The 17047-nt window shown below is 52.2% G+C and carries 19 protein-coding genes; 14 read left to right on the top strand and 5 right to left on the bottom strand.

Annotated features, from left to right (window positions below):
- Positions 1 to 31 precede the first annotated feature (31 nt).
- The gene (locus ACTHPM_RS21550) at positions 32 to 493 is read right to left on the bottom strand and encodes a DinB family protein (protein WP_440398086.1); all 462 of its coding nucleotides are present in this window, start codon (positions 491 to 493) and stop codon (positions 32 to 34) included.
- 159 nt (positions 494 to 652) lie between these two features.
- On the opposite strand from ACTHPM_RS21550, the gene ACTHPM_RS21545 reads away from it, so the two are divergent.
- The 4 genes from ACTHPM_RS21545 (at position 653) to ACTHPM_RS21530 (ending at position 3345) form a co-directional block, all read left to right on the top strand.
- Positions 653 to 1000, top strand: a complete 348-nt coding sequence (locus ACTHPM_RS21545; RefSeq protein WP_440398087.1) for a hypothetical protein — start codon at positions 653 to 655, stop codon at positions 998 to 1000.
- Positions 1001 to 1078: 78 nt separating this feature from the next.
- Positions 1079 to 1828 carry a 2,3-diphosphoglycerate-dependent phosphoglycerate mutase gene (gene gpmA / locus ACTHPM_RS21540; RefSeq protein ID WP_440398088.1) on the top strand — a complete coding sequence of 250 codons (750 nt, stop codon included), beginning with the start codon at positions 1079 to 1081 and terminating at the stop codon, positions 1826 to 1828.
- A gap of 112 nt (positions 1829 to 1940) precedes the next feature.
- Positions 1941 to 2285 (top strand): DUF1904 family protein, encoded by a 345-nt coding sequence (locus tag ACTHPM_RS21535; protein ID WP_440398089.1) that lies wholly within the window; start codon positions 1941 to 1943, stop codon positions 2283 to 2285.
- Positions 2286 to 2415: 130 nt separating this feature from the next.
- Positions 2416 to 3345, top strand: coding sequence for a manganese-dependent inorganic pyrophosphatase (locus ACTHPM_RS21530; RefSeq protein WP_440398090.1), 930 nt, complete (start codon positions 2416 to 2418; stop codon positions 3343 to 3345).
- A gap of 155 nt (positions 3346 to 3500) precedes the next feature.
- On the opposite strand, the gene ACTHPM_RS21525 is transcribed toward ACTHPM_RS21530, so the two are convergent.
- Together ACTHPM_RS21525 and ACTHPM_RS21520 are read right to left on the bottom strand one after the other, a co-directional pair.
- Positions 3501 to 3665, bottom strand: coding sequence for a hypothetical protein (locus ACTHPM_RS21525; RefSeq protein ID WP_440398091.1), 165 nt, complete (start codon positions 3663 to 3665; stop codon positions 3501 to 3503).
- Positions 3666 to 3857: 192 nt separating this feature from the next.
- Entirely contained in the window at positions 3858 to 4385 is a 528-nt protein-coding gene (locus ACTHPM_RS21520; RefSeq protein ID WP_440398092.1) for a hypothetical protein, read from the bottom strand.
- Positions 4386 to 4562: 177 nt separating this feature from the next.
- On the opposite strand from ACTHPM_RS21520, the gene ACTHPM_RS21515 reads away from it, so the two are divergent.
- The 3 genes from ACTHPM_RS21515 (at position 4563) to ACTHPM_RS21505 (ending at position 6960) form a co-directional block, all read left to right on the top strand.
- Positions 4563 to 5090, top strand: a complete 528-nt coding sequence (locus ACTHPM_RS21515) for a GNAT family N-acetyltransferase (protein ID WP_440398094.1) — start codon at positions 4563 to 4565, stop codon at positions 5088 to 5090.
- Between the two features lie 114 nt (positions 5091 to 5204).
- A complete protein-coding gene (locus ACTHPM_RS21510; RefSeq protein ID WP_440398184.1) occupies positions 5205 to 5960 on the top strand; it encodes a class I SAM-dependent methyltransferase in 756 nt (251 codons plus the stop codon).
- 16 nt (positions 5961 to 5976) lie between these two features.
- The gene (locus tag ACTHPM_RS21505) at positions 5977 to 6960 is read left to right on the top strand and encodes an MBL fold metallo-hydrolase (protein ID WP_440398095.1); all 984 of its coding nucleotides are present in this window, start codon (positions 5977 to 5979) and stop codon (positions 6958 to 6960) included.
- 59 nt (positions 6961 to 7019) lie between these two features.
- Here ACTHPM_RS21505 and ACTHPM_RS21500 read toward each other — a convergent pair whose 3' ends face one another.
- Complete coding sequence (locus ACTHPM_RS21500; RefSeq protein ID WP_440398096.1) at positions 7020 to 7586, bottom strand: phosphatidylglycerophosphatase A family protein; 567 nt, start codon at positions 7584 to 7586, stop codon at positions 7020 to 7022.
- A gap of 327 nt (positions 7587 to 7913) precedes the next feature.
- Between ACTHPM_RS21500 and ACTHPM_RS21495 the strand changes: the two genes are divergently transcribed.
- From ACTHPM_RS21495 to ACTHPM_RS21480, 4 genes are all read left to right on the top strand, one after another.
- Positions 7914 to 8984, top strand: a complete 1071-nt coding sequence (locus ACTHPM_RS21495; protein WP_440398097.1) for a GerMN domain-containing protein — start codon at positions 7914 to 7916, stop codon at positions 8982 to 8984.
- 105 nt (positions 8985 to 9089) lie between these two features.
- Positions 9090 to 9848 (top strand): ribonuclease PH, encoded by a 759-nt coding sequence (gene rph, locus ACTHPM_RS21490; protein WP_440398098.1) that lies wholly within the window; start codon positions 9090 to 9092, stop codon positions 9846 to 9848.
- Between the two features lie 2 nt (positions 9849 to 9850).
- A complete protein-coding gene (locus ACTHPM_RS21485) occupies positions 9851 to 10486 on the top strand; it encodes an XTP/dITP diphosphatase (RefSeq protein WP_440398099.1) in 636 nt (211 codons plus the stop codon).
- A 150-nt stretch (positions 10487 to 10636) separates the two neighbouring features.
- The gene (locus ACTHPM_RS21480; protein WP_440398100.1) at positions 10637 to 11512 is read left to right on the top strand and encodes an endonuclease/exonuclease/phosphatase family protein; all 876 of its coding nucleotides are present in this window, start codon (positions 10637 to 10639) and stop codon (positions 11510 to 11512) included.
- Positions 11513 to 11554: 42 nt separating this feature from the next.
- On the opposite strand, the gene ACTHPM_RS21475 is transcribed toward ACTHPM_RS21480, so the two are convergent.
- Positions 11555 to 13153 carry a response regulator transcription factor gene (locus ACTHPM_RS21475; RefSeq protein ID WP_440398101.1) on the bottom strand — a complete coding sequence of 533 codons (1599 nt, stop codon included), beginning with the start codon at positions 13151 to 13153 and terminating at the stop codon, positions 11555 to 11557.
- Positions 13154 to 13630: 477 nt separating this feature from the next.
- On the opposite strand from ACTHPM_RS21475, the gene ACTHPM_RS21470 reads away from it, so the two are divergent.
- The 3 genes from ACTHPM_RS21470 to ACTHPM_RS21460 all read left to right on the top strand — a co-directional run bounded on the left by ACTHPM_RS21470 (position 13631) and on the right by ACTHPM_RS21460 (position 16976).
- Positions 13631 to 15079 carry a carbohydrate ABC transporter substrate-binding protein gene (locus tag ACTHPM_RS21470; protein ID WP_440398102.1) on the top strand — a complete coding sequence of 483 codons (1449 nt, stop codon included), beginning with the start codon at positions 13631 to 13633 and terminating at the stop codon, positions 15077 to 15079.
- 125 nt (positions 15080 to 15204) lie between these two features.
- Entirely contained in the window at positions 15205 to 16113 is a 909-nt protein-coding gene (locus tag ACTHPM_RS21465) for a carbohydrate ABC transporter permease (RefSeq protein ID WP_440398103.1), read from the top strand.
- A gap of 11 nt (positions 16114 to 16124) precedes the next feature.
- Positions 16125 to 16976 carry a carbohydrate ABC transporter permease gene (locus ACTHPM_RS21460; RefSeq protein WP_440398104.1) on the top strand — a complete coding sequence of 284 codons (852 nt, stop codon included), beginning with the start codon at positions 16125 to 16127 and terminating at the stop codon, positions 16974 to 16976.
- Positions 16977 to 17047: the final 71 nt, after the last annotated feature.

Genomic DNA, 17047 nt, shown 5'->3' with positions numbered 1-17047 from the left:
TGACTCTTAAGAAGCCAGGGTTTCTTTATGTTTAGGCGAGCACTTTCAACATGGCGTTGATCATGCCGGAATGCGAGCTCTCGTGGCTGATATTCATGAGCAGCGCTTCAAAGGCGGTTTCCGCTTTGGCAAAATTGTCCAGGACCGCCAAAGGCTCCTGAAGCTTGCCGCTAAACGTGTCCTCGATGACTTTGCACTGGGAAGTCAGCTCTTCGATCAGCGCATCCCAGGCTGGAGGCTCTGCGGTCCAATCGGACGGTTTGGTGCCGGGACCGAAGAATGCTTTATAGCTGTCCGGGATAACGGATTCTTTGCCTGCGAAATGGAACACGATAAGATTCGTTACGGTCAGCAGATGTCCGAGCTGCCAATGAATGCTGTTGTTGAAGCCCTGTGGAATCACATTTCGTTTGTCCTCGGGGAGATTTTGGACCTTCTGGATGATGGTGTTGCGCGTACGCAGCATGACCCAGAATACATAAGAGTCTCTCACTTGTTATTCCTCCTTACGATATGTAATCTTCATTCAATTTTACAGGATGGGCAAGGAAGGGGCAAATTTACGCGTTTGTGACGTGAACTGCACTGCACTTATTTATTACATTATTCGGAAGGCATGGTGATTTGGTTGGATCTGAAGAAAAATGCTTACATGTATTTATTTTATGGGCTGCTGATTATTTTCATCCTGTATTTGATGAGACCGGAAACTCAGCCTCCAATGAGCGGATCGAAAGAAACTTTCATTACGGGAGGCAGTCTGGATGTTCATGCTTCGGGCTTCAACTCGTCAAGCTATCCAGGTCAAAGGGACGTGAAAACCGACGTAAACGGAGGCGGCGTCTATCTTGGCGGCAACCGGTTCGCGATCATTAACAACAACGAGAACTCAAGTACATACGGAACGATCCTGATTTATGAATACGACGAAAAGGCGCACAAGCTGAATTATCTCACCACGGACAATTTCGTCGTAAGGATGAATACAAGGACCGAGTAGCGGTTAAAAACATAGGATAGGCTAACAATAGACCATGCAGTTCGAAGCCGTTAAGACTGCGAGGGAGGTATGCAACCAATGTTTAAAGTCGTGCTGGTAAGACACGGCGAAAGCCTTTGGAACCAGGAGAACCGGTTCACGGGCTGGACCGACGTCGATTTGACGGAAAAGGGCGTGAACGAAGCGATTAAAGCGGGGGAACTGCTCAAGAAAGTACCTTACGAAATTGACATTGCGTTTACGTCCGTCCTCAAAAGGGCGATCAAGACGCTGAACTATATCCTCGACGTCAACGATCTCCTATGGATCCCGATTCATAAAAGCTGGAAGCTGAATGAGCGCCATTACGGCGCGCTGCAGGGATTGAACAAGCGGGAAACAGCCGAGAAGTACGGGGCGGAGCAGGTACAGCTCTGGCGCCGAAGCTTTGACGTGAAGCCGCTTCAGATTACCGCCGAGGATGACCGGTATCCGCAGAAGGATAAGCGCTACGGACGGCTGACGGAGCAGGAAATTCCGCTGGGCGAGAGTCTTAAGGATACGATTGCCAGGGTGCTGCCGTACTGGGAAGCGGAGATCGTTCCTCAGATCAAGGCAGGCAAAAAAGTGCTGGTCGTGGCGCACGGCAACAGTCTCCGGGCTCTGATGAAGGTGCTTGAGGACATCAGCGACGAGGATATCCTGGATCTGAACATTCCGACCGCGGTGCCGATTCTGTATGAGCTGGACGATAACCTGAAGCCGCTGAACCGCCATTTTCTCGGCGACCGGGAGCGCGTGCAGGAGAAGATCGAAACGGTGGCGAATCCATCCAAAATTATGGAGTAACTATTATTCACGGAGGGGTCCCTTGACATAAGGTGACTCCTCCGGTGTTTTTGTGGTAGGGTATAATATACCAGAACGCAGAAACACAACTTCAAGAAAGAAGGGAACCGCTTTGCCTTTTGTCAGATTTACGGGATTCGAGAAAAACGTGGTGGAAACGGTCGCGCCAGCGATTGTCGAGGAACTGGCAGCCATCGCCAACATACCGCAGGAAATCGTAAAAATCGAGCTTTTACATGTGGAAAAAATCACAAATAGTCCGCAGTCGGTCGAGATCTTCATGTTTCCAAGGGAACAGGAAAAGCATGATGCCATTGCCAAAATGATCAATGAACATTTGAAGCGGCAGGGGTATGACCGCGCGCATATTTTTTATGTGCTGCTGCAGCCTTCGCTCTACTATAAAGAGGGATTGCCTTTGAACGAGATTCCGAGAAAAACGGTTCACGAAGCCTGATCCCGGTCCGCTGTAAATAAATCTCTGTAAAGGAATTGGAATATTAACGGATTACCGCTATAATCGAATGTAGACCAAGACATTTTTGACATGTCTGTACTTTATACATGGATAAGGAGCAATGAAACTTATGGCTAAAACTTTGATTTTCGGACATAAAAATCCGGATACGGACACGATTACTTCAGCTATTGTATATTCCTACTTGAAGAACCAGCTTGGCTTCGATACGGAAGCCGTTCGTCTGGGCAATGTAAACGGCGAAACGCAGTATGCATTGGACACCTTCAAGGTGGAAGCTCCGCGCCTGGTGGAGAAAGTGGCAGGCGAAGCGGCAGAAGTAATTCTCGTCGACCACAACGAACGCCAGCAAAGCGCTGACGACATCGACCAGGTGCGCGTAACCGAGGTTATCGACCACCACCGTATCGCGAACTTCGAGACCAGCCATCCCCTGTACTACCGCGCCGAGCCTGTAGGCTGCACAGCAACGATTCTGAACAAGCTGTTCAAGGAAAAGAACGTGGCCGTAACGAAGGAAATGGCCGGATTGATGGTGTCGGCGATCGTGTCGGATACGCTTCTTCTTAAATCGCCAACCTGCACGGACGAGGACGTGGCTGCCGTTCGCGAGCTGGCTGACATTGCCGGCGTGAACCTGGAAGAGTATGGCCTTGAAATGCTGAAAGCAGGGGCCGACATGAGCAGCAAAACGATTGCCGAACTGATCTCCCTGGACGCCAAGGAGTTCCAAATGGGCAGCCATAAGGTGGAAATTGCCCAAGTGAACGTTGTGGACACGAATGACGTCCTGGGCCGCCAGACAGAGCTCGAGGATGCGCTGGGCAATATCATCAGCCAGAAAGGGCTCGACTTGTTCGTATTCGTCGTAACGGATATTCTGAACAATGACTCCGTCGCTTTGGCTTTGGGCAGCGCAGCGTCCGCCGTGGAAACAGCATACAACGTGAAGCTGGTAAACAATACAGCCGTACTGAAAGGCGTCGTTTCCCGTAAATCGCAAATCGTGCCGGTGCTGACCGAAACGCTGAGCAAATAATACTTACCATGTAAAAGGCGCAGGGCTCCAGCAGGAGTCCCGCGCCTTTTTGGCGTTGCGGATCAAGAGGTTCGCACAGAGAAAAACCTGTTCATGACTGAACAGGTTGGGTTTGGATAAGTCTGCCGTTCCTTGGAGAAGGGATTGTAAAACTATTATTGCTCGGGTTCTTCGTCTTCCTCCGAATCTTCCTCGTCGTCTGATTCGAATTCAGCCTCTTCGTCGTCTTCTTCCTCGTCGTCGCTTTCTTCAATGTCGTCGATTTGGGATTCCTGTACCTCTTCTTCGGACAGCTGCAGTTCGTTTTCGAAATTTTCCATTGTTTAATCCCTCCAATTTATACACCTATTCATAAGTGCAATATCAATATATCACTTGTCTATGAAAACGTTTGTCGTAATAGGAGCCTTCCATCACTTTATTTTCTTGTATATTTCGGCAAATAACGGCTTGCGTCGCTGTTGTGTCGAAGTACGGTCCTTTTTTCTTCAAGCTGGTAGCCAGACATAAGACTAATTTTGCAAGCGTCTTTTCTCAATGAAACTGAAAATGCCGGAGTAGGCACTTTTGACGTTTGTATTATTTTCCACATCATTATACAAACCAAACTCCCATTGCGTAGCTTCTTTTGCTGCCGAGGCGTAGTAAATCCCTGTTGCCAGTGATTTGTTTATTGCATCCGGGACATCGTCATAAGTCAAATCATTTAACGTATATGCCACACCCAGCTTATCCAGCTTGATGAATAGAATGGGAATGCCGGATTTTTTGTATGCCTCCTTGTACTTCTGCTCGGAAGCCTCACGGAAATAATCCTTCGTGATGAAGACGGCATCGAACTGTCCGGCAAGCTTGTCTGAGTTCTTTTCCAGCTCGTTTAAGGTAAGGGGCATGAAGGTTACGGTTGTTTCCCGTACGTCAGGCGCGTCCCCGATCACGCCGATGTTCAAAGGCCTTCCTGGATACAGAGGTCCGTTCATCGTATTGCGGTCCTGGCAGCCTGTAATGAACAGGATCAGCATGAACAATGATAAGCACATGATTTTCGTTTTGATACAACATCTCTCCCCCGCTTTGTCTTTCTTATATAGAACGTTTCATTTCATTCGAATGTTATATATTAGTGGTCTGCGAGCAGATGTGACGTGATGTCTTGGCAAGAACCCCCCATATACTATAATCTGAGAGCAGTGGTTCGTACCATGGGAGGGATCGTCATGATCATAGAAACTGATCGACTCATCATCCGCGAATATCGGCAGGATGACTATGCCGGCGTGCATCGATATGCCTCAAATCCACTCGTGACAACATATACATTATGGGGTCCCAACTCGCCTGAGGAGACGCTGGCGCATATCGAAGCGATGCTGGCGATGCAGCGGGAGGAGCCGCGCACGGGTCACGAATTTGCGGTTACGCTGAAAGAAAGCGGAGAGATCATCGGAGGGGTCGGACTGCATAAGAACGGAACCAATGGAGAAGTCGGCTACTGCTTCCATCCGGATTATTGGGGACAGGGCTATGCTTGCGAGAGCGCGGCCGCCATGCTTGAACTCGGCTTCAGGCAGTTCGGATTGCACCGGATTTACGCTACCTGCCGGCCCGGGAATAAGGGCTCGGAACGTGTGATGCAGAAGCTTGGCATGCAGAAAGAGGGGCATCTGCGCGAGCATCTCCTTTCCAATAAAGGGGGATTCGTGGACTCTTACCTGTATTCGATTCTGGTCCAAGATTATGATTGACGTTGAAAGGGAAGGTCTTTTGTTCACGGATGGGCAGAATATGGTTCAGGCAAGAGCTTTTTACTGTATGTAATAGTATATAGTCAAAGCCAACATATTCAGGAGGACATCATGATCAAAGACTGGTACGAAAAAAGCTTTGGAGAAGATTATTTGCTCGTATATAAACACCGGGATGCGGCAGGGGCCGTGCGCGAGGTCAAGAAAATGATCTCCTGGCTGGATCTGCCGGAGCATGCCCGGGTGCTTGATTTATGCTGCGGCACCGGCCGTCATTCCATCGCGCTTGCGGATGCCGGTTACGATGTTACCGGCGTGGATCTTTCAGCGGTGCTGCTGCGGGAAGCCCGCAAGCTGGATTCGAAAGAACGCGTGGAATGGCATCAGGCTGATATGCGCGACATTCCGCTGGAAGGGAATTACGATGCCGTGCTGAATTTGTTCACGTCCTTCGGATATTTCCGCGAGGATGAGGAACAGATGAAGGTGCTGCGGGAAATTCGTCGCATGCTGAAGCCGGGAGGCCGTTTTATTATCGATTTTATGAACTCTCCTCATGTCCGTGCCCATCTGGTACCGGAATCGGAGCGCGAAGCCGAGGGACAGCGAATCGTGGAGAAACGCATTATCGAGGACAACTTCGTAAAGAAAGATATCACGATCTCTCCCTGCGACGGTCAAGGGGATGAGCGGAGTTATCATGAACGCGTAAAGCTGTATACGCTGGAGCAGATGAAGTCGATGCTTGCTGCGGCAGGACTCGCCGTCGACGAGGTCCATGGCGGGTACGACGAGGATGAAGACTACCGGGAGGAGTCATCCGAACGGATGATTTTCGTGGGGCATTGCCCAAGCCGCAAGGAGACGTGAAAAGAGGTCAGGTAACATGAACATGCCGGAAATAACAGATCATCACAATGGAATTATTCAAGTCAAAATATCGATGTCCTTCCCGCTGCGCTGGGTCAACAGCTATATTCTCCCCGGCTCTGGAGGGTACACGATCATCGACCCGGGTCCGCACACGCCGGAGAATGAGGATGAATGGACACGGGCTTTGCGGGATCTGGGCATTTCGTTTAGTGATGTAAAGGATGTAGTGCTGACGCATCACCATCCCGACCATCTCGGATGCTCAGGCTGGATTCAGCAGCAGGCCGGGTGCAAGGTGTGGATGTCGGAGCGGTCTTATCAGGAGTCGCAGCTGATGTGGGGGCCGAAGTCCGGGATGAATGCCGACTTGACCGCGCTGCTTCGCAGTCAGGGAATGCCCGAGGAATGGGCTGGCCAGATGGAAGTACATATGAACGGCTTTGTGCCGCAAATTACGCCACAACCGGAGGTTTCCTGGATTCCAGATGCCGAACCGTTCGCGATGGGCGGCCGGGAATGGCTGCCGGTGGAGACCGCCGGGCATGCGCCGGGTCATCTTTCCTTCCATGACCCGGAAAGCGGCATCCTGTTGTGCGGCGATGCCGTCCTGCCGCAAATCTCGCCGAATGTGAGCCTGATGCCGGGAAGCGATCCGGAGCCGCTCCAGTCTTTTCTGCAGGGGCTCCTGAAGCTGAAAAATCTGGAGGTCAGCACGGCGTACCCGGGTCACCGCAATCCGTTCCAGCATTTCCAAGAGCGGATCGTGGCGCTGCTGCTGCATCATGAAGAGCGGCTGACGAAGATCGAACGGCTGCTTGCCGATGCGCCTGCGACGGGCTTTGAGCTGTGCACCTCATTGTTCGGCAGCAGGCTAGGAATTCATCAAATGCGTTTTGCCATGTGCGAGACGCTTGCACATACGCGCGAGCTGGAACGCAGGGGCCGCATCAAGGCAGCTGACGATGCGGATGGCGTATCGACATACCGATTGATGTAAATCCGCTTGAGCATGAAGAAGGGACAGCTTCCCGGAAGCTGTCCCTTCTTCATTTCATATTAATCTTCGGGTTGGTCAAGCTCCCCGCCTTCCACCTGCTGCTCGCGTTCGGCCTGCTTGCGGTGGGCAATCCGGCTGCTCGCCGCGGCTGCGATGGCCCCGACAATATCGTCAAGAAACGTATGCGTTTCGCCGGTGCTCTTATCATTCAGGCGTTCGAGGATGCCTGGCTTCAACTTGTCGACGTAGCCGTAGTTCGTAAAGCCGATGCTGCCATAGACGTTGACGATCGAGAAGGCAAGGATTTCATCCACGCCGTACAAGCCCTCGTCATTCTCCAGCATCTCCTGCAATGGTGAAAAAAGCTTGCCTTCCTCGGCAAGAACATCGAGCTGAATGCCCGTCAGCACCGCGTTTTGCACCTCGCGTTTGCTGAGAACCTTGTCCACGTTATCCAAGCATTCTTCCATCGTCAAATCAGGATAATATTTCTTCTGAAGGAGCATCACGAGCTCCGCGATTTCCTCCAGCTTCACGCCTCGTTTATGCATCCATTCGCGCGTCGCGCGGGCTACCTTCTGACTGTTCAGGCTGTAAGGTATCTTGTCTGGTTTCGGATCACTCATATTTTATCCCCCCGTTATCGTGTAGTAGTAAGATTGTACGTTTCTCCCATACAGTTTGTCCAGTTTTACCCAAAACCGCATCGCCTATACGCTGAAATACGGTCAAATTCCCGGCCCGAACAGTATTCAGGGCACGGCCTGACGGATGCCGTTTTTTTAGCAAGCAATCCTTATCTCGCAAAAAAGACAACATCTAAATGCAGTCTGTCTCCTTTGAGAAAACGCCGATCAACGTTTTTTTATTTGGACCGGCTGTTATTTTTTACGAAGGGGGCTCGTATACATGGTAGTACAATCTGTACAAAATGATTAGGAGGAACCATGCATATGAAAAAAATCAGTAAAATTCGCGGCATTTCCGCTGCCGGATTGCTCGCAGTTCCTGTCATGCTGTCCGGCTGCAGTCTGTTCGGATCGCAGTCTTCCATGGATATTGACAAGCCGCCGGCTGAGGTCGAGCAGCAAATGCTGAACATGACGGGTGGAGGAGCAGCCAAAGCGAAAACGACAGCCGCGACAACCGGCCCGAAAACGACGGTGTACCTGGCCAATGGGAAGGGGCTTCTGGCTCCCGTCTCGATTGGTATTCCAGAGGCCAAAGATACCAACACTATGAAGCAGGCGCTTCAAGCGATGGTAACCGAAGGAAGCTATGCAGCATACTTGCCGAAAGGATTTACCGCTCTGCTCCCCAAAGGCACCGAAATCAACAAGCTGACGGTGGATAAGGAACAAAAGACGGCGATCGTCGATTTTAATAGCGCCTTCAATAAATACAACGCGCCGGATGAACGCAAAATACTGGAGGCTCTCACCTGGACGCTCACCGGATTTGCCGGCGTGCAGAAGGTGCAGCTTATGGTAGACGGCAAAGCCTTGGAGGTCATGCCGCTTGCGGGCACGCCGCTTAACCAGCCGCTGACCCGCAGCTTCGGCATCAACCTTCAGAAAGCGGATGGCGTCGCATTGACGAATTCCACGCCGGTCACGGTATATTTCTCTACTTTGTCCGAGGACGGCGTTTCATACTATGTGCCCGTTACACGTCTGGTACAGCCGGGACAGAATAGACTGACCGCGGCGCTGCAGGAGCTGATCCGGGGACCGCAGCAGGCCGATGGCCTGGAGCAGGTCATGACGGCCGGAACGAAAGTGGAGTCGGTAAAAACAGCCAAAGACGGCACGGTGACCGTTGCCTTAAAGGATGACATGTTTGAGAAGGACGAGAAAATTCCTTCCGAGCTCCTGCAATCCGTCGTGCTGACCATATCCGAGAATGCCTCCAATTCGAAGGTGAAAATCAACATGAACGATGCTGTCCAAGTGATGGGAAATGACGACCAGGACTACAGCAAACCGGTATCCAGACCCGATTACATTAATGAAATTCCGCTATAAAATGCCTGCGGGGTGCTTTTGATCCGCCACTTTGCTAAAATGGTTAATGAAATAGATGGTTTTCGAACGATACAACAGGATGCGTAAATGTAGGAGGCAGAAAAGATGAGATCAAACGGGCGCAGCAGCGATCAGCTCAGACCGATGAATTTGACAGTGAATGTGAACAAATATGCGGAAGGCTCCGTGTTCATTGAAATGGGAGATACGAAGGTATTATGCACGGCAACGGTGGACGAGAAGGTTCCCCCATTTTTGAAGGGACAGGGTAAGGGCTGGGTGACCGCGGAATATTCCATGCTGCCGCGGGCCACGCAGTCCCGCAATCAGCGGGAAAGCGCGCGCGGCAAGCTCAGCGGCCGGACGATGGAAATTCAGCGGTTGATCGGCAGAGCGCTGCGCTCCGTCGTTGATTTAAAGGCGCTCGGCGAGCGCACGATTACGCTCGATTGCGACGTCATTCAGGCCGACGGGGGAACGCGGACGACATCGATTACCGGTGCCTTCGTCGCGATGGCCATCGCGGTGAGCAAGATCGCGCAGCAGCATAAGCTCCCGGTATTTCCGATTACGGACTACCTGGCTTCGGTCAGCGTAGGCGTCGTAAACGGCGAGCCGATGCTTGACCTCAATTATGAGGAAGATTCGAGCGCGAAGGTGGATATGAACCTGGTGATGACCGGCGGCGGGGCTTTCGTCGAGCTGCAGGGAACAGGCGAGGAAAGTCCTTTCACCCGCGAGGAGCTGAATCAGCTGCTGGCGCTGGGCGAAACAGGAATCCTGCGGCTGATTGAGAAGCAGAAGGAGCTGCTTGGACCGATCTCCCTTATGATTGGCTCCGGCCAGGCGGGAAGAGAGGTTTAGACATGATTCTGGACAGTGATCTGATCATCGTCGCAACCCGGAATCCGGGAAAGGTCAAGGAATTTGAGCACGCCTTCGCCCAGCTCGGCAAGCAGGTAAAGAGCATGTTCGATTATCCGGAGCTGCCTGAGGTCGTGGAGGACGGGGTGACCTTTGCCGAGAACGCGCTGAAGAAAGCGAAAACGGTCGGAGATGCCCTTGGACTGCCGGTTTTGGCGGATGATTCCGGTTTATGCGTCGATGAGCTGGAAGGCCGCCCGGGCGTGTACTCTGCCCGCTTTGCCGGCGAGCATGCCACGGACCAGGAGAACAACGAGAAGCTGCTCCGCATGCTGGAAGACAAAAAGCTGGGCGAGGATACGGACCAGCCGCTTCTGAGTCCCGCCCGCTTTGTCTGCTCGCTGGTGCTGTACAATCCGGCAACGGGCATCCATATGGAAGCCTGCGGAGCCGTGGATGGCTGGATCACGGACGAGCCCGCCGGCTGCGGTGGATTCGGCTATGACCCGCTGTTTTACCTGCCGGATTACGAGAAAACGATGGCGGAAATCACCATGGAAGAAAAGCAGGCGATCAGCCACCGCGGAGCGGCGCTCCGGAGCCTGATCAGCATGCTGAAGCAGCAGCCGGAGCTGTAAATCGATCCGGCGGCGAAGACCACGATCGTTCCCTTGCAGGGGAGGTGAGTGGTCTTTTTTTGTACAGGGACTCATTCGCCTCCCGTTTTTTGGTATGATGGGGCATATCGGGGTTCAACTTACTATTTATTCAGAATGGGAGTGAGAGGAATGTCAGCAGAGAAGATGCAAGCGGAATTAGACCTGCGCTGCATGTCCTATAACATCAAAAACGCATACGATAAGGAAGGCGAGAATGTCTGGTCCAGCCGCAAGGAGCTGGTGGCAGGCGTGATTCGCTTTCACCGTCCGGATCTGGTAGGGATGCAGGAAGTGCTGCATAACCAGCTGGAGGATTTGGAGCAGCTGCTGCCCGAATACGGGTGGATCGGCGTCGGAAGGGAAGACGGCAAACAGGATGGAGAGTTCTCCTGCATTTTCTACCGCAAGTGCAGGCTGCAACCGCTGCGCCAAAGCACCTTCTGGCTGTCGGAACAGCCGGATGAGCCGGGGACGCTCGGATGGGATGCCGCCTGCCGGCGCGTCGTGACGTGGGGCGAATTCGAGGATACATATACGGGAAAAAGATTCCTTCATTTCAACACCCACTTCGATCATATCGGACAGGTGGCCGTGGAGCAAAGCGCCCATCTCATCCTGCAGCGGATCGGCAATATTACGGAAGGCCGTCCGGCTGTACTCACCGGCGACTTCAACGTAACCTCGGATTCCGTGCCGTACCGGGTGCTCACGCAGCAGGATAAGGCAGGTCCAACCCTGCTGCGCGATGCCAGCACGACCGCCGACTATAAGCACTTCGGTCCGGCTTTCACGTTCCAGGGCTTTGATTCACGGGAAGTGGCAGCCCGCTCTTTTCCGGCATTTCTGGAGGGGCAGGCGAAGCATGAAATCGAATTTGAAAGCCCTATCGATTTCATATTCGTGACAGAGCATGCGCATGTGCTCAGCTATGGATCGATACCTGACCACAGCCAAGGCAAAATGCCTTCGGATCACTATCCGGTCGTGGCTGATATCCGCCTATAAACGATTGCCCTTACCCACAAAGTCCGTACGTTCTCCTGGCATTTACAGCCGGGAGGGCGTACGGACTTTGTATTCTGTCGGGTTGACGCCGAAGTATTTTTTGAACAGTCGATTGAAGTAAAACTGGTCGCTTATGCCGACGGAAGATGCTACCTCCTTCATATAGCTGCTGCCGGTGACGATCAGCTCGGCAGCTTTATCCATCCGCAGCTTATTCAAATAGCTGACGATGCTTGTTCCGACCTGCTCTTTAAACACCCGGCACAAGTAATTTTCGCTCAGATTCACGTGATCGGAAATCATCTCGAGCGTGATTTTATCCTGATAATGGTTGTGAATGTATGCGATGGCCAGTTGGACTTCTTTTTTGTACAGGACCTCTGGTCCGCCTCCATAGCGATAGCCGAACGATTGAAGCGTATCGAGGGTTCGGTCGATGAGTTCCTTGGCATTTTTGGCGTGAAGGATGGAGGCTTTGCCCGATTCCGCTCTGTCATCGTCCATCCAGACCAGCCGCTGGCTGCTGATCGATATATAGTCCAGGCATTTGACGATGAAGCGCTTCACGGCATCCGGATGCACCGATTTCACCCCGGCCTGCTGAACCAGCATGGTCAGCTGCTGCGTGGCTTCGGCCATATCCTGATTTTCGCAGGCTGCGATGATTCGGGACGACAGTTCTGCCGCTTGGAATCCTTCCATGCTATTCTGCAAGCTTACCGTGTCCAGGGAGAGAACCGACTGATGCACGTAGAAATTGACCTGCACCGCATTCCGGCACGCGACAAACGCCCGCTTGGCCTCCGAATATCCTTGAACCTCTGAGGTGTACACGATGGAAGGGATGATGGAAACGTACATCTGCAGGAGGGATACGATTTTATCGATAAAACCGCGGTACCGGATGGCATGCTCCTGCAGCTGCTGCTTCGGAATGAGCACAAGCAGGCAGCTTTTTTCCACCTGGACGGTTTCCGCGCCATCCACCTTTGCAAGCGCATCGAGTATGATGTTTTCAATGAACGAGGCCGATACTGGCTGCTGCCGCCGCGATTCGCTCGCTGCCGAGTGGTCAAAGGTGACATAAAGCAAATAGCAGGGGGCATTTCTGTTGTGGAGAATCAGATGCTCATGCTCGTACAGCCTGCTCTCTTCATATGACGGATCCGTAAAAAAGTCTTTCAAAATCGCGTTTTTGACGCTTTTCAAATTGCTTTGGATCAGCTTATCCCTCGTTTTCTGTTCCTCTATCGTCAGACGCTCCCGCTGAAGAAGCAAAGCCGTTTTGTGCAGCTGTTCGATCAAATTATCCTTCTTGATGCTGATTTTCAGCAAATAATCCACAGCACCGAGCACAAGCGCCTCGCGGACAAGCTCGTATTCGCCGAAATTGCTGGCAACGATAATTTTACCCATGTACCCCCGGTCTATGAGCTCTTTGATCAGTTCAAGCCCGTCCATTTTAGGCATTTTCAGATCGGTAATGATAATATCCGGCGCAAGCTTATCGACAATCGATAAAGCTTCAAGCCCGTCCGAAGCCGTTCCGCAAATCGGAAAGCCCAGCTCATCCCATGGAATCATCGTACGAAGCGCTACTTTGACAATCGGCTCGTCGTCCACCAGCATGACATGATACATCTTTCTTAATCCTCCTCCTTGAGGGTGAAAATCGAATAAGGAACGTGGATTTTGCAAAGGCCAAGATGTCGATGGATTCCGAAGGGCTGCCTGGGGTTAACCTGTGCTGCGGGCTGAGGCTCCTTCGCTTGTTGTCTATCATATCACAGGGAAACCGCTTACATAAGCTGCGGGAACGAAGAGGATAAAATCGTATACAAGTTCGATAAAATCGTCTATAGGCTTCATCGGGCGAACACGGTATAGACGAGCCGGCGTATTCCGGGAAGCGTTCCCTGCAAACCGGCAGCATTCGCAGTATTTCGTCAAGAAAGCGAATATCGTGCAAAGGTACGCTAGGTTTGTTCATGTTCCGACCGGAGAAAACGAATTATATTGGATCTACCGGATGGATGCGCTTACATCATTAAGAGGCATGGCTTTATGGCCTGATACGAAAACAAGGGAACAGAGAAACGAAACGAAAGGGGTATTGGTATGAAGAAAAAGTGGTTTGGCATGCTGCTGACAACGATGATGCTCGGCACCGCCTTGATCGGCTGCGGCGCAAAAACACAGGAGGCGCAAACGCAAGAGACGAAGACAACGGAACCGCCCAAAACGGAGACGGCCGCGAAGGAGGAACCGAAAGAAGGCGGGAAGGATTTTGAGAACAAGGAGCTGAAGATTGCCGTTTTCCAGGGCGGATATGGGCCTGACTACTGGAATGAGATCGTGACCAAATTTGAAGGGGCATATCCGGGCGTCAAGGTCAATATGACGATTAACCCGAAGATCGGCGAAATTATCCGGCCGCAAATCGTGGCAGGCAACCCGCCGGATTTCCTCTCCATCAGCGACAACGAGCAGAGCGGCATCATCAACTCGCTGATCAAGGAGCGGGGACTGCTGGACATCTCGGACGTGTTCGAGAGCAAAGCACTGGACAAGGACCAGACCATCAAGGACATGATTCTGCCGGGTATGCTGGAGAGCACGCGCTTCTCGCCATATCAGGACGGAAAGGTCTATCTGGCGCCGTTTAACGCGGGTCCGATGGGACTCGTCTACAACAAGACGCTGTTCCAGGAAAAAGGCTGGAAGCTGCCGGAAACCTGGGATGAGTTTTTCGCCCTCGGCGAGGAGCTGAAGAAGGAAGAAAATTACCTGGTGGACGAGAAGGGGAAGAAGAGCAAGCGGGCGCTTTTCACTTATCAGGGCATTTATCCGGCATACCTGGAGGAAATACTCTATCCGGCTCTGGCCAATGCCGGCGGCAAGGATATGCTGAGCAAGATTTTCAATTATGAAGAAGGCTCCTTCAAGAACGACAACGTCAAAAAGGTGCTGGATGTGTTCGCCAAAATTTCCAAGGACGGATATTTGATGGACGGTACCGTGGCGCTGAACCACACGCAGGCCCAGACCGACATGATGCTCGGCAAAGCGCTGTTTATCGTCAACGGCAACTGGATGGAGAACGAAATGAAGGATTCGCCGCGAGAAAAAGGCTTCGAGTTCGGCATGATTCCGGTTCCCGTCTTCAATGCAGGCGACGAACGCTTCGTCCTCTCCAGCTATGAGCAGTTCTCGATTCCGGCCAAGGCCAAAAATCCGGAGCTGGCCAAGGAATTCCTGAAGTTCCTGTACACGGATGAATCCGTGAAGCTGTTTGCGGAAAAATCCAACGGCGCGTATGCCCTGAAGGATGCGAAGGAGCTTTCGAAGCCTTATCTGACCACAGGCGTATACGAAATGTTCAGCGCGTACGACGGGGCAACGACGCTGCTGCAGAACTGGCAGGCACTTCCTAAGGGATCGAAGGTCAACGTATCCGATGAGCTGTTCAAGAACACGGTAACGCCGGTGATGAACGGTCAAATGACGACAGATCAGTGGATGGACAACGTGGAGAAGGCGTTTGCCCAAATCCGTTCCGAGCAGTAGTTGAATAAATAAACTTGCACAAGTAATCTGGCAATTATTCACCCATGTGGAGGGCATCTTGGTTAAGGCAGCAGGTACACGTCGTTAATCGGGATGCCTATTCCATATGAGGAGGAGTGGATGACATGGTGGAAGCAAGACGCCTTGGGGCGGGAAAGAGAAAGAAGCCGAAGCTTTTTATCGCGGTATGTACCATACCGCCGCTGCTGTTAACCTTGATTATCATGATTATCCCGACGATCCGGGCCTTTATGATGTCTTTTACCGACGCGACAGGCATGAGCGATGATAACAAGTTTATCTTTCTGGATAACTACAAATATATGTTCAGCGACAAGATGTTCCTGCTTGCGCTGGGCAACACGCTGAAGCTGATGCTCGTCGTTCCCGTGATCACGCTCATCTTCAGCTTGATCCTGGCCTTTTTGCTGACCCAGACGAAGCTGAAGGAAAAAGCCTTCTATCGCACCGTCTTTTTCTTCCCGAGCATCGTATCGCTGACCGTCGTCGGCATCGTGTGGTCATTCGTGTTTCATCCCAACATGGGGATTCTGAACAATGTGCTCTCGATGATTGGCTTGGGCAGCTGGGCTTCGCCCTGGCTGGGAGAAGGCGGAACGGCGCTTTGGTGCGTGGCGGTAACTTTAGTCTGGCAGGCGGTAGGCTACTATATGGTCATGTACGTCGCGGCGATCGACGGCATTTCGAACGACATATTCGAGGCGGCCACGATCGACGGGGCGGGACAATTCCGGAAGCTGGTAAGTATTACGGCTCCGCTGCTAAAGGATATTATCGGGATTACCTTCGTGCTGGCGCTTTCGGGAACGATCAATCTCAGCTTCGTGGTCGTCAGCGTCATGACGGCAGGAGGGCCGGCAGGGGCCACCTCCGTTTTACTGCAGTACATGTACACCCAAGCCTTTCAGAACTCGAACTTCGGGTACGCCATGGCAGTCGCTATTTTTACCCTGGCGATATCCTTCGTGCTATCATTCCTGTCCAGATTACTGACGAACAAGGCGGAAGGGTAGGTGAACGCGATATGAGCAATGAATCCAGCATCTTCCGTGCCAGGCTGTGGACATGGGCCATCCGGCTGTTTATGATCGCGGCGACAATCGTTTTGGTGTATCCGTTCGTGTGGAACATTCTTGCATCCTTCAAGAGCAATACGGAATTTCTGACCGACCCGTTTTCCCTGCCGCATTCCCTGCATTTCGAAAACTACACCCGGGCATTCGTAAAGTCCAAGATGGGGGATTACTTCCTCAACTCGATCCTGCTGGTCGTTCTGTCAACTGCCCTGATGATCGTGCTCGTCCTGCCCATTTCCTACGTGTTGACACGATATAAATTTTGGGGGTCGCGGGCGATCATGAACCTATACATGGCCTGCATATTCATCCAGGCAACGTATATCATGGTTCCGCTGTTTCTGCAAACCAGCTCGTTTGGGCTGCTGGACAACCGCGCTGCGCTGGGCGTCATTTATGCGGTCATGTCATTTCCGTTTGCCATCTTCGTGCTGAGCGGGTTCTTGCGGACCATATCCCGGGAATACGAGGAAGCGGCAATGATTGACGGATGCGGCAATATCGGCATTTTGGTGCGGGTCATTGCCCCGCTCGCCAGGCCGGGCATCGTAACCGTGGCGATGCTGTCGGCGATGGGACATTGGAATGAATATCCGCTCGCGCTCGTGCTGATCCAGTCGGACAGTAAAAAAACGCTTCCCGTAGGGCTTGCCAATTTGTTCGAGGTACAGCGCTATGCTACCGACTGGAGCGCCTTGTTTGCCGCGCTGGTGCTGGTGCTGATTCCGACCGTGCTGTTATTTTTAGTCGGGCAGAAGCAGCTGCTGCAGGGGATTAACGTCGGCGGTTTGAAAGGTTAAGCTATTTTCATCATGAAGCAAATGAATAGCAAGCAGGCATCAGGAGGTTGTCTCTGTCGGTATTCATCAGA

The sequence above is a fragment of the Paenibacillus sp. SAFN-054 genome, from assembly GCF_051966755.1.
Taxonomy (GTDB): Bacteria; Bacillota; Bacilli; order Paenibacillales; family Paenibacillaceae; genus Paenibacillus_AQ.
Note: the sequence above shows the minus strand (reverse complement) of the source record. Positions and strands in the feature narration are given on the sequence as shown.

Bases quoted from the DNA above. Each gene is read 5' to 3' on its own strand.
- ACTHPM_RS21545 (WP_440398087.1), top strand. From the start codon at position 653: ATGTATTTATTTTATGGGCTGCTGATTATTTTCATCCTGTATTTGATG.
- gpmA (WP_440398088.1), top strand. From the start codon at position 1,079: ATGTTTAAAGTCGTGCTGGTAAGACACGGCGAAAGCCTTTGGAACCAG.
- ACTHPM_RS21530 (WP_440398090.1), top strand. From the start codon at position 2,416: ATGGCTAAAACTTTGATTTTCGGACATAAAAATCCGGATACGGACACG.
- ACTHPM_RS21525 (WP_440398091.1), bottom strand. From the start codon at position 3,665: ATGGAAAATTTCGAAAACGAACTGCAGCTGTCCGAAGAAGAGGTACAG.
- ACTHPM_RS21520 (WP_440398092.1), bottom strand. From the start codon at position 4,385: ATGTGCTTATCATTGTTCATGCTGATCCTGTTCATTACAGGCTGCCAG.
- ACTHPM_RS21515 (WP_440398094.1), top strand. From the start codon at position 4,563: ATGATCATAGAAACTGATCGACTCATCATCCGCGAATATCGGCAGGAT.
- ACTHPM_RS21505 (WP_440398095.1), top strand. From the start codon at position 5,977: ATGAACATGCCGGAAATAACAGATCATCACAATGGAATTATTCAAGTC.
- ACTHPM_RS21500 (WP_440398096.1), bottom strand. From the start codon at position 7,586: ATGAGTGATCCGAAACCAGACAAGATACCTTACAGCCTGAACAGTCAG.
- ACTHPM_RS21495 (WP_440398097.1), top strand. From the start codon at position 7,914: ATGAAAAAAATCAGTAAAATTCGCGGCATTTCCGCTGCCGGATTGCTC.
- rph (WP_440398098.1), top strand. From the start codon at position 9,090: ATGAGATCAAACGGGCGCAGCAGCGATCAGCTCAGACCGATGAATTTG.
- ACTHPM_RS21485 (WP_440398099.1), top strand. From the start codon at position 9,851: ATGATTCTGGACAGTGATCTGATCATCGTCGCAACCCGGAATCCGGGA.
- ACTHPM_RS21480 (WP_440398100.1), top strand. From the start codon at position 10,637: ATGTCAGCAGAGAAGATGCAAGCGGAATTAGACCTGCGCTGCATGTCC.
- ACTHPM_RS21475 (WP_440398101.1), bottom strand. From the start codon at position 13,153: ATGTATCATGTCATGCTGGTGGACGACGAGCCGATTGTCAAAGTAGCG.
- ACTHPM_RS21470 (WP_440398102.1), top strand. From the start codon at position 13,631: ATGAAGAAAAAGTGGTTTGGCATGCTGCTGACAACGATGATGCTCGGC.
- ACTHPM_RS21465 (WP_440398103.1), top strand. From the start codon at position 15,205: ATGGTGGAAGCAAGACGCCTTGGGGCGGGAAAGAGAAAGAAGCCGAAG.
- ACTHPM_RS21460 (WP_440398104.1), top strand. From the start codon at position 16,125: ATGAGCAATGAATCCAGCATCTTCCGTGCCAGGCTGTGGACATGGGCC.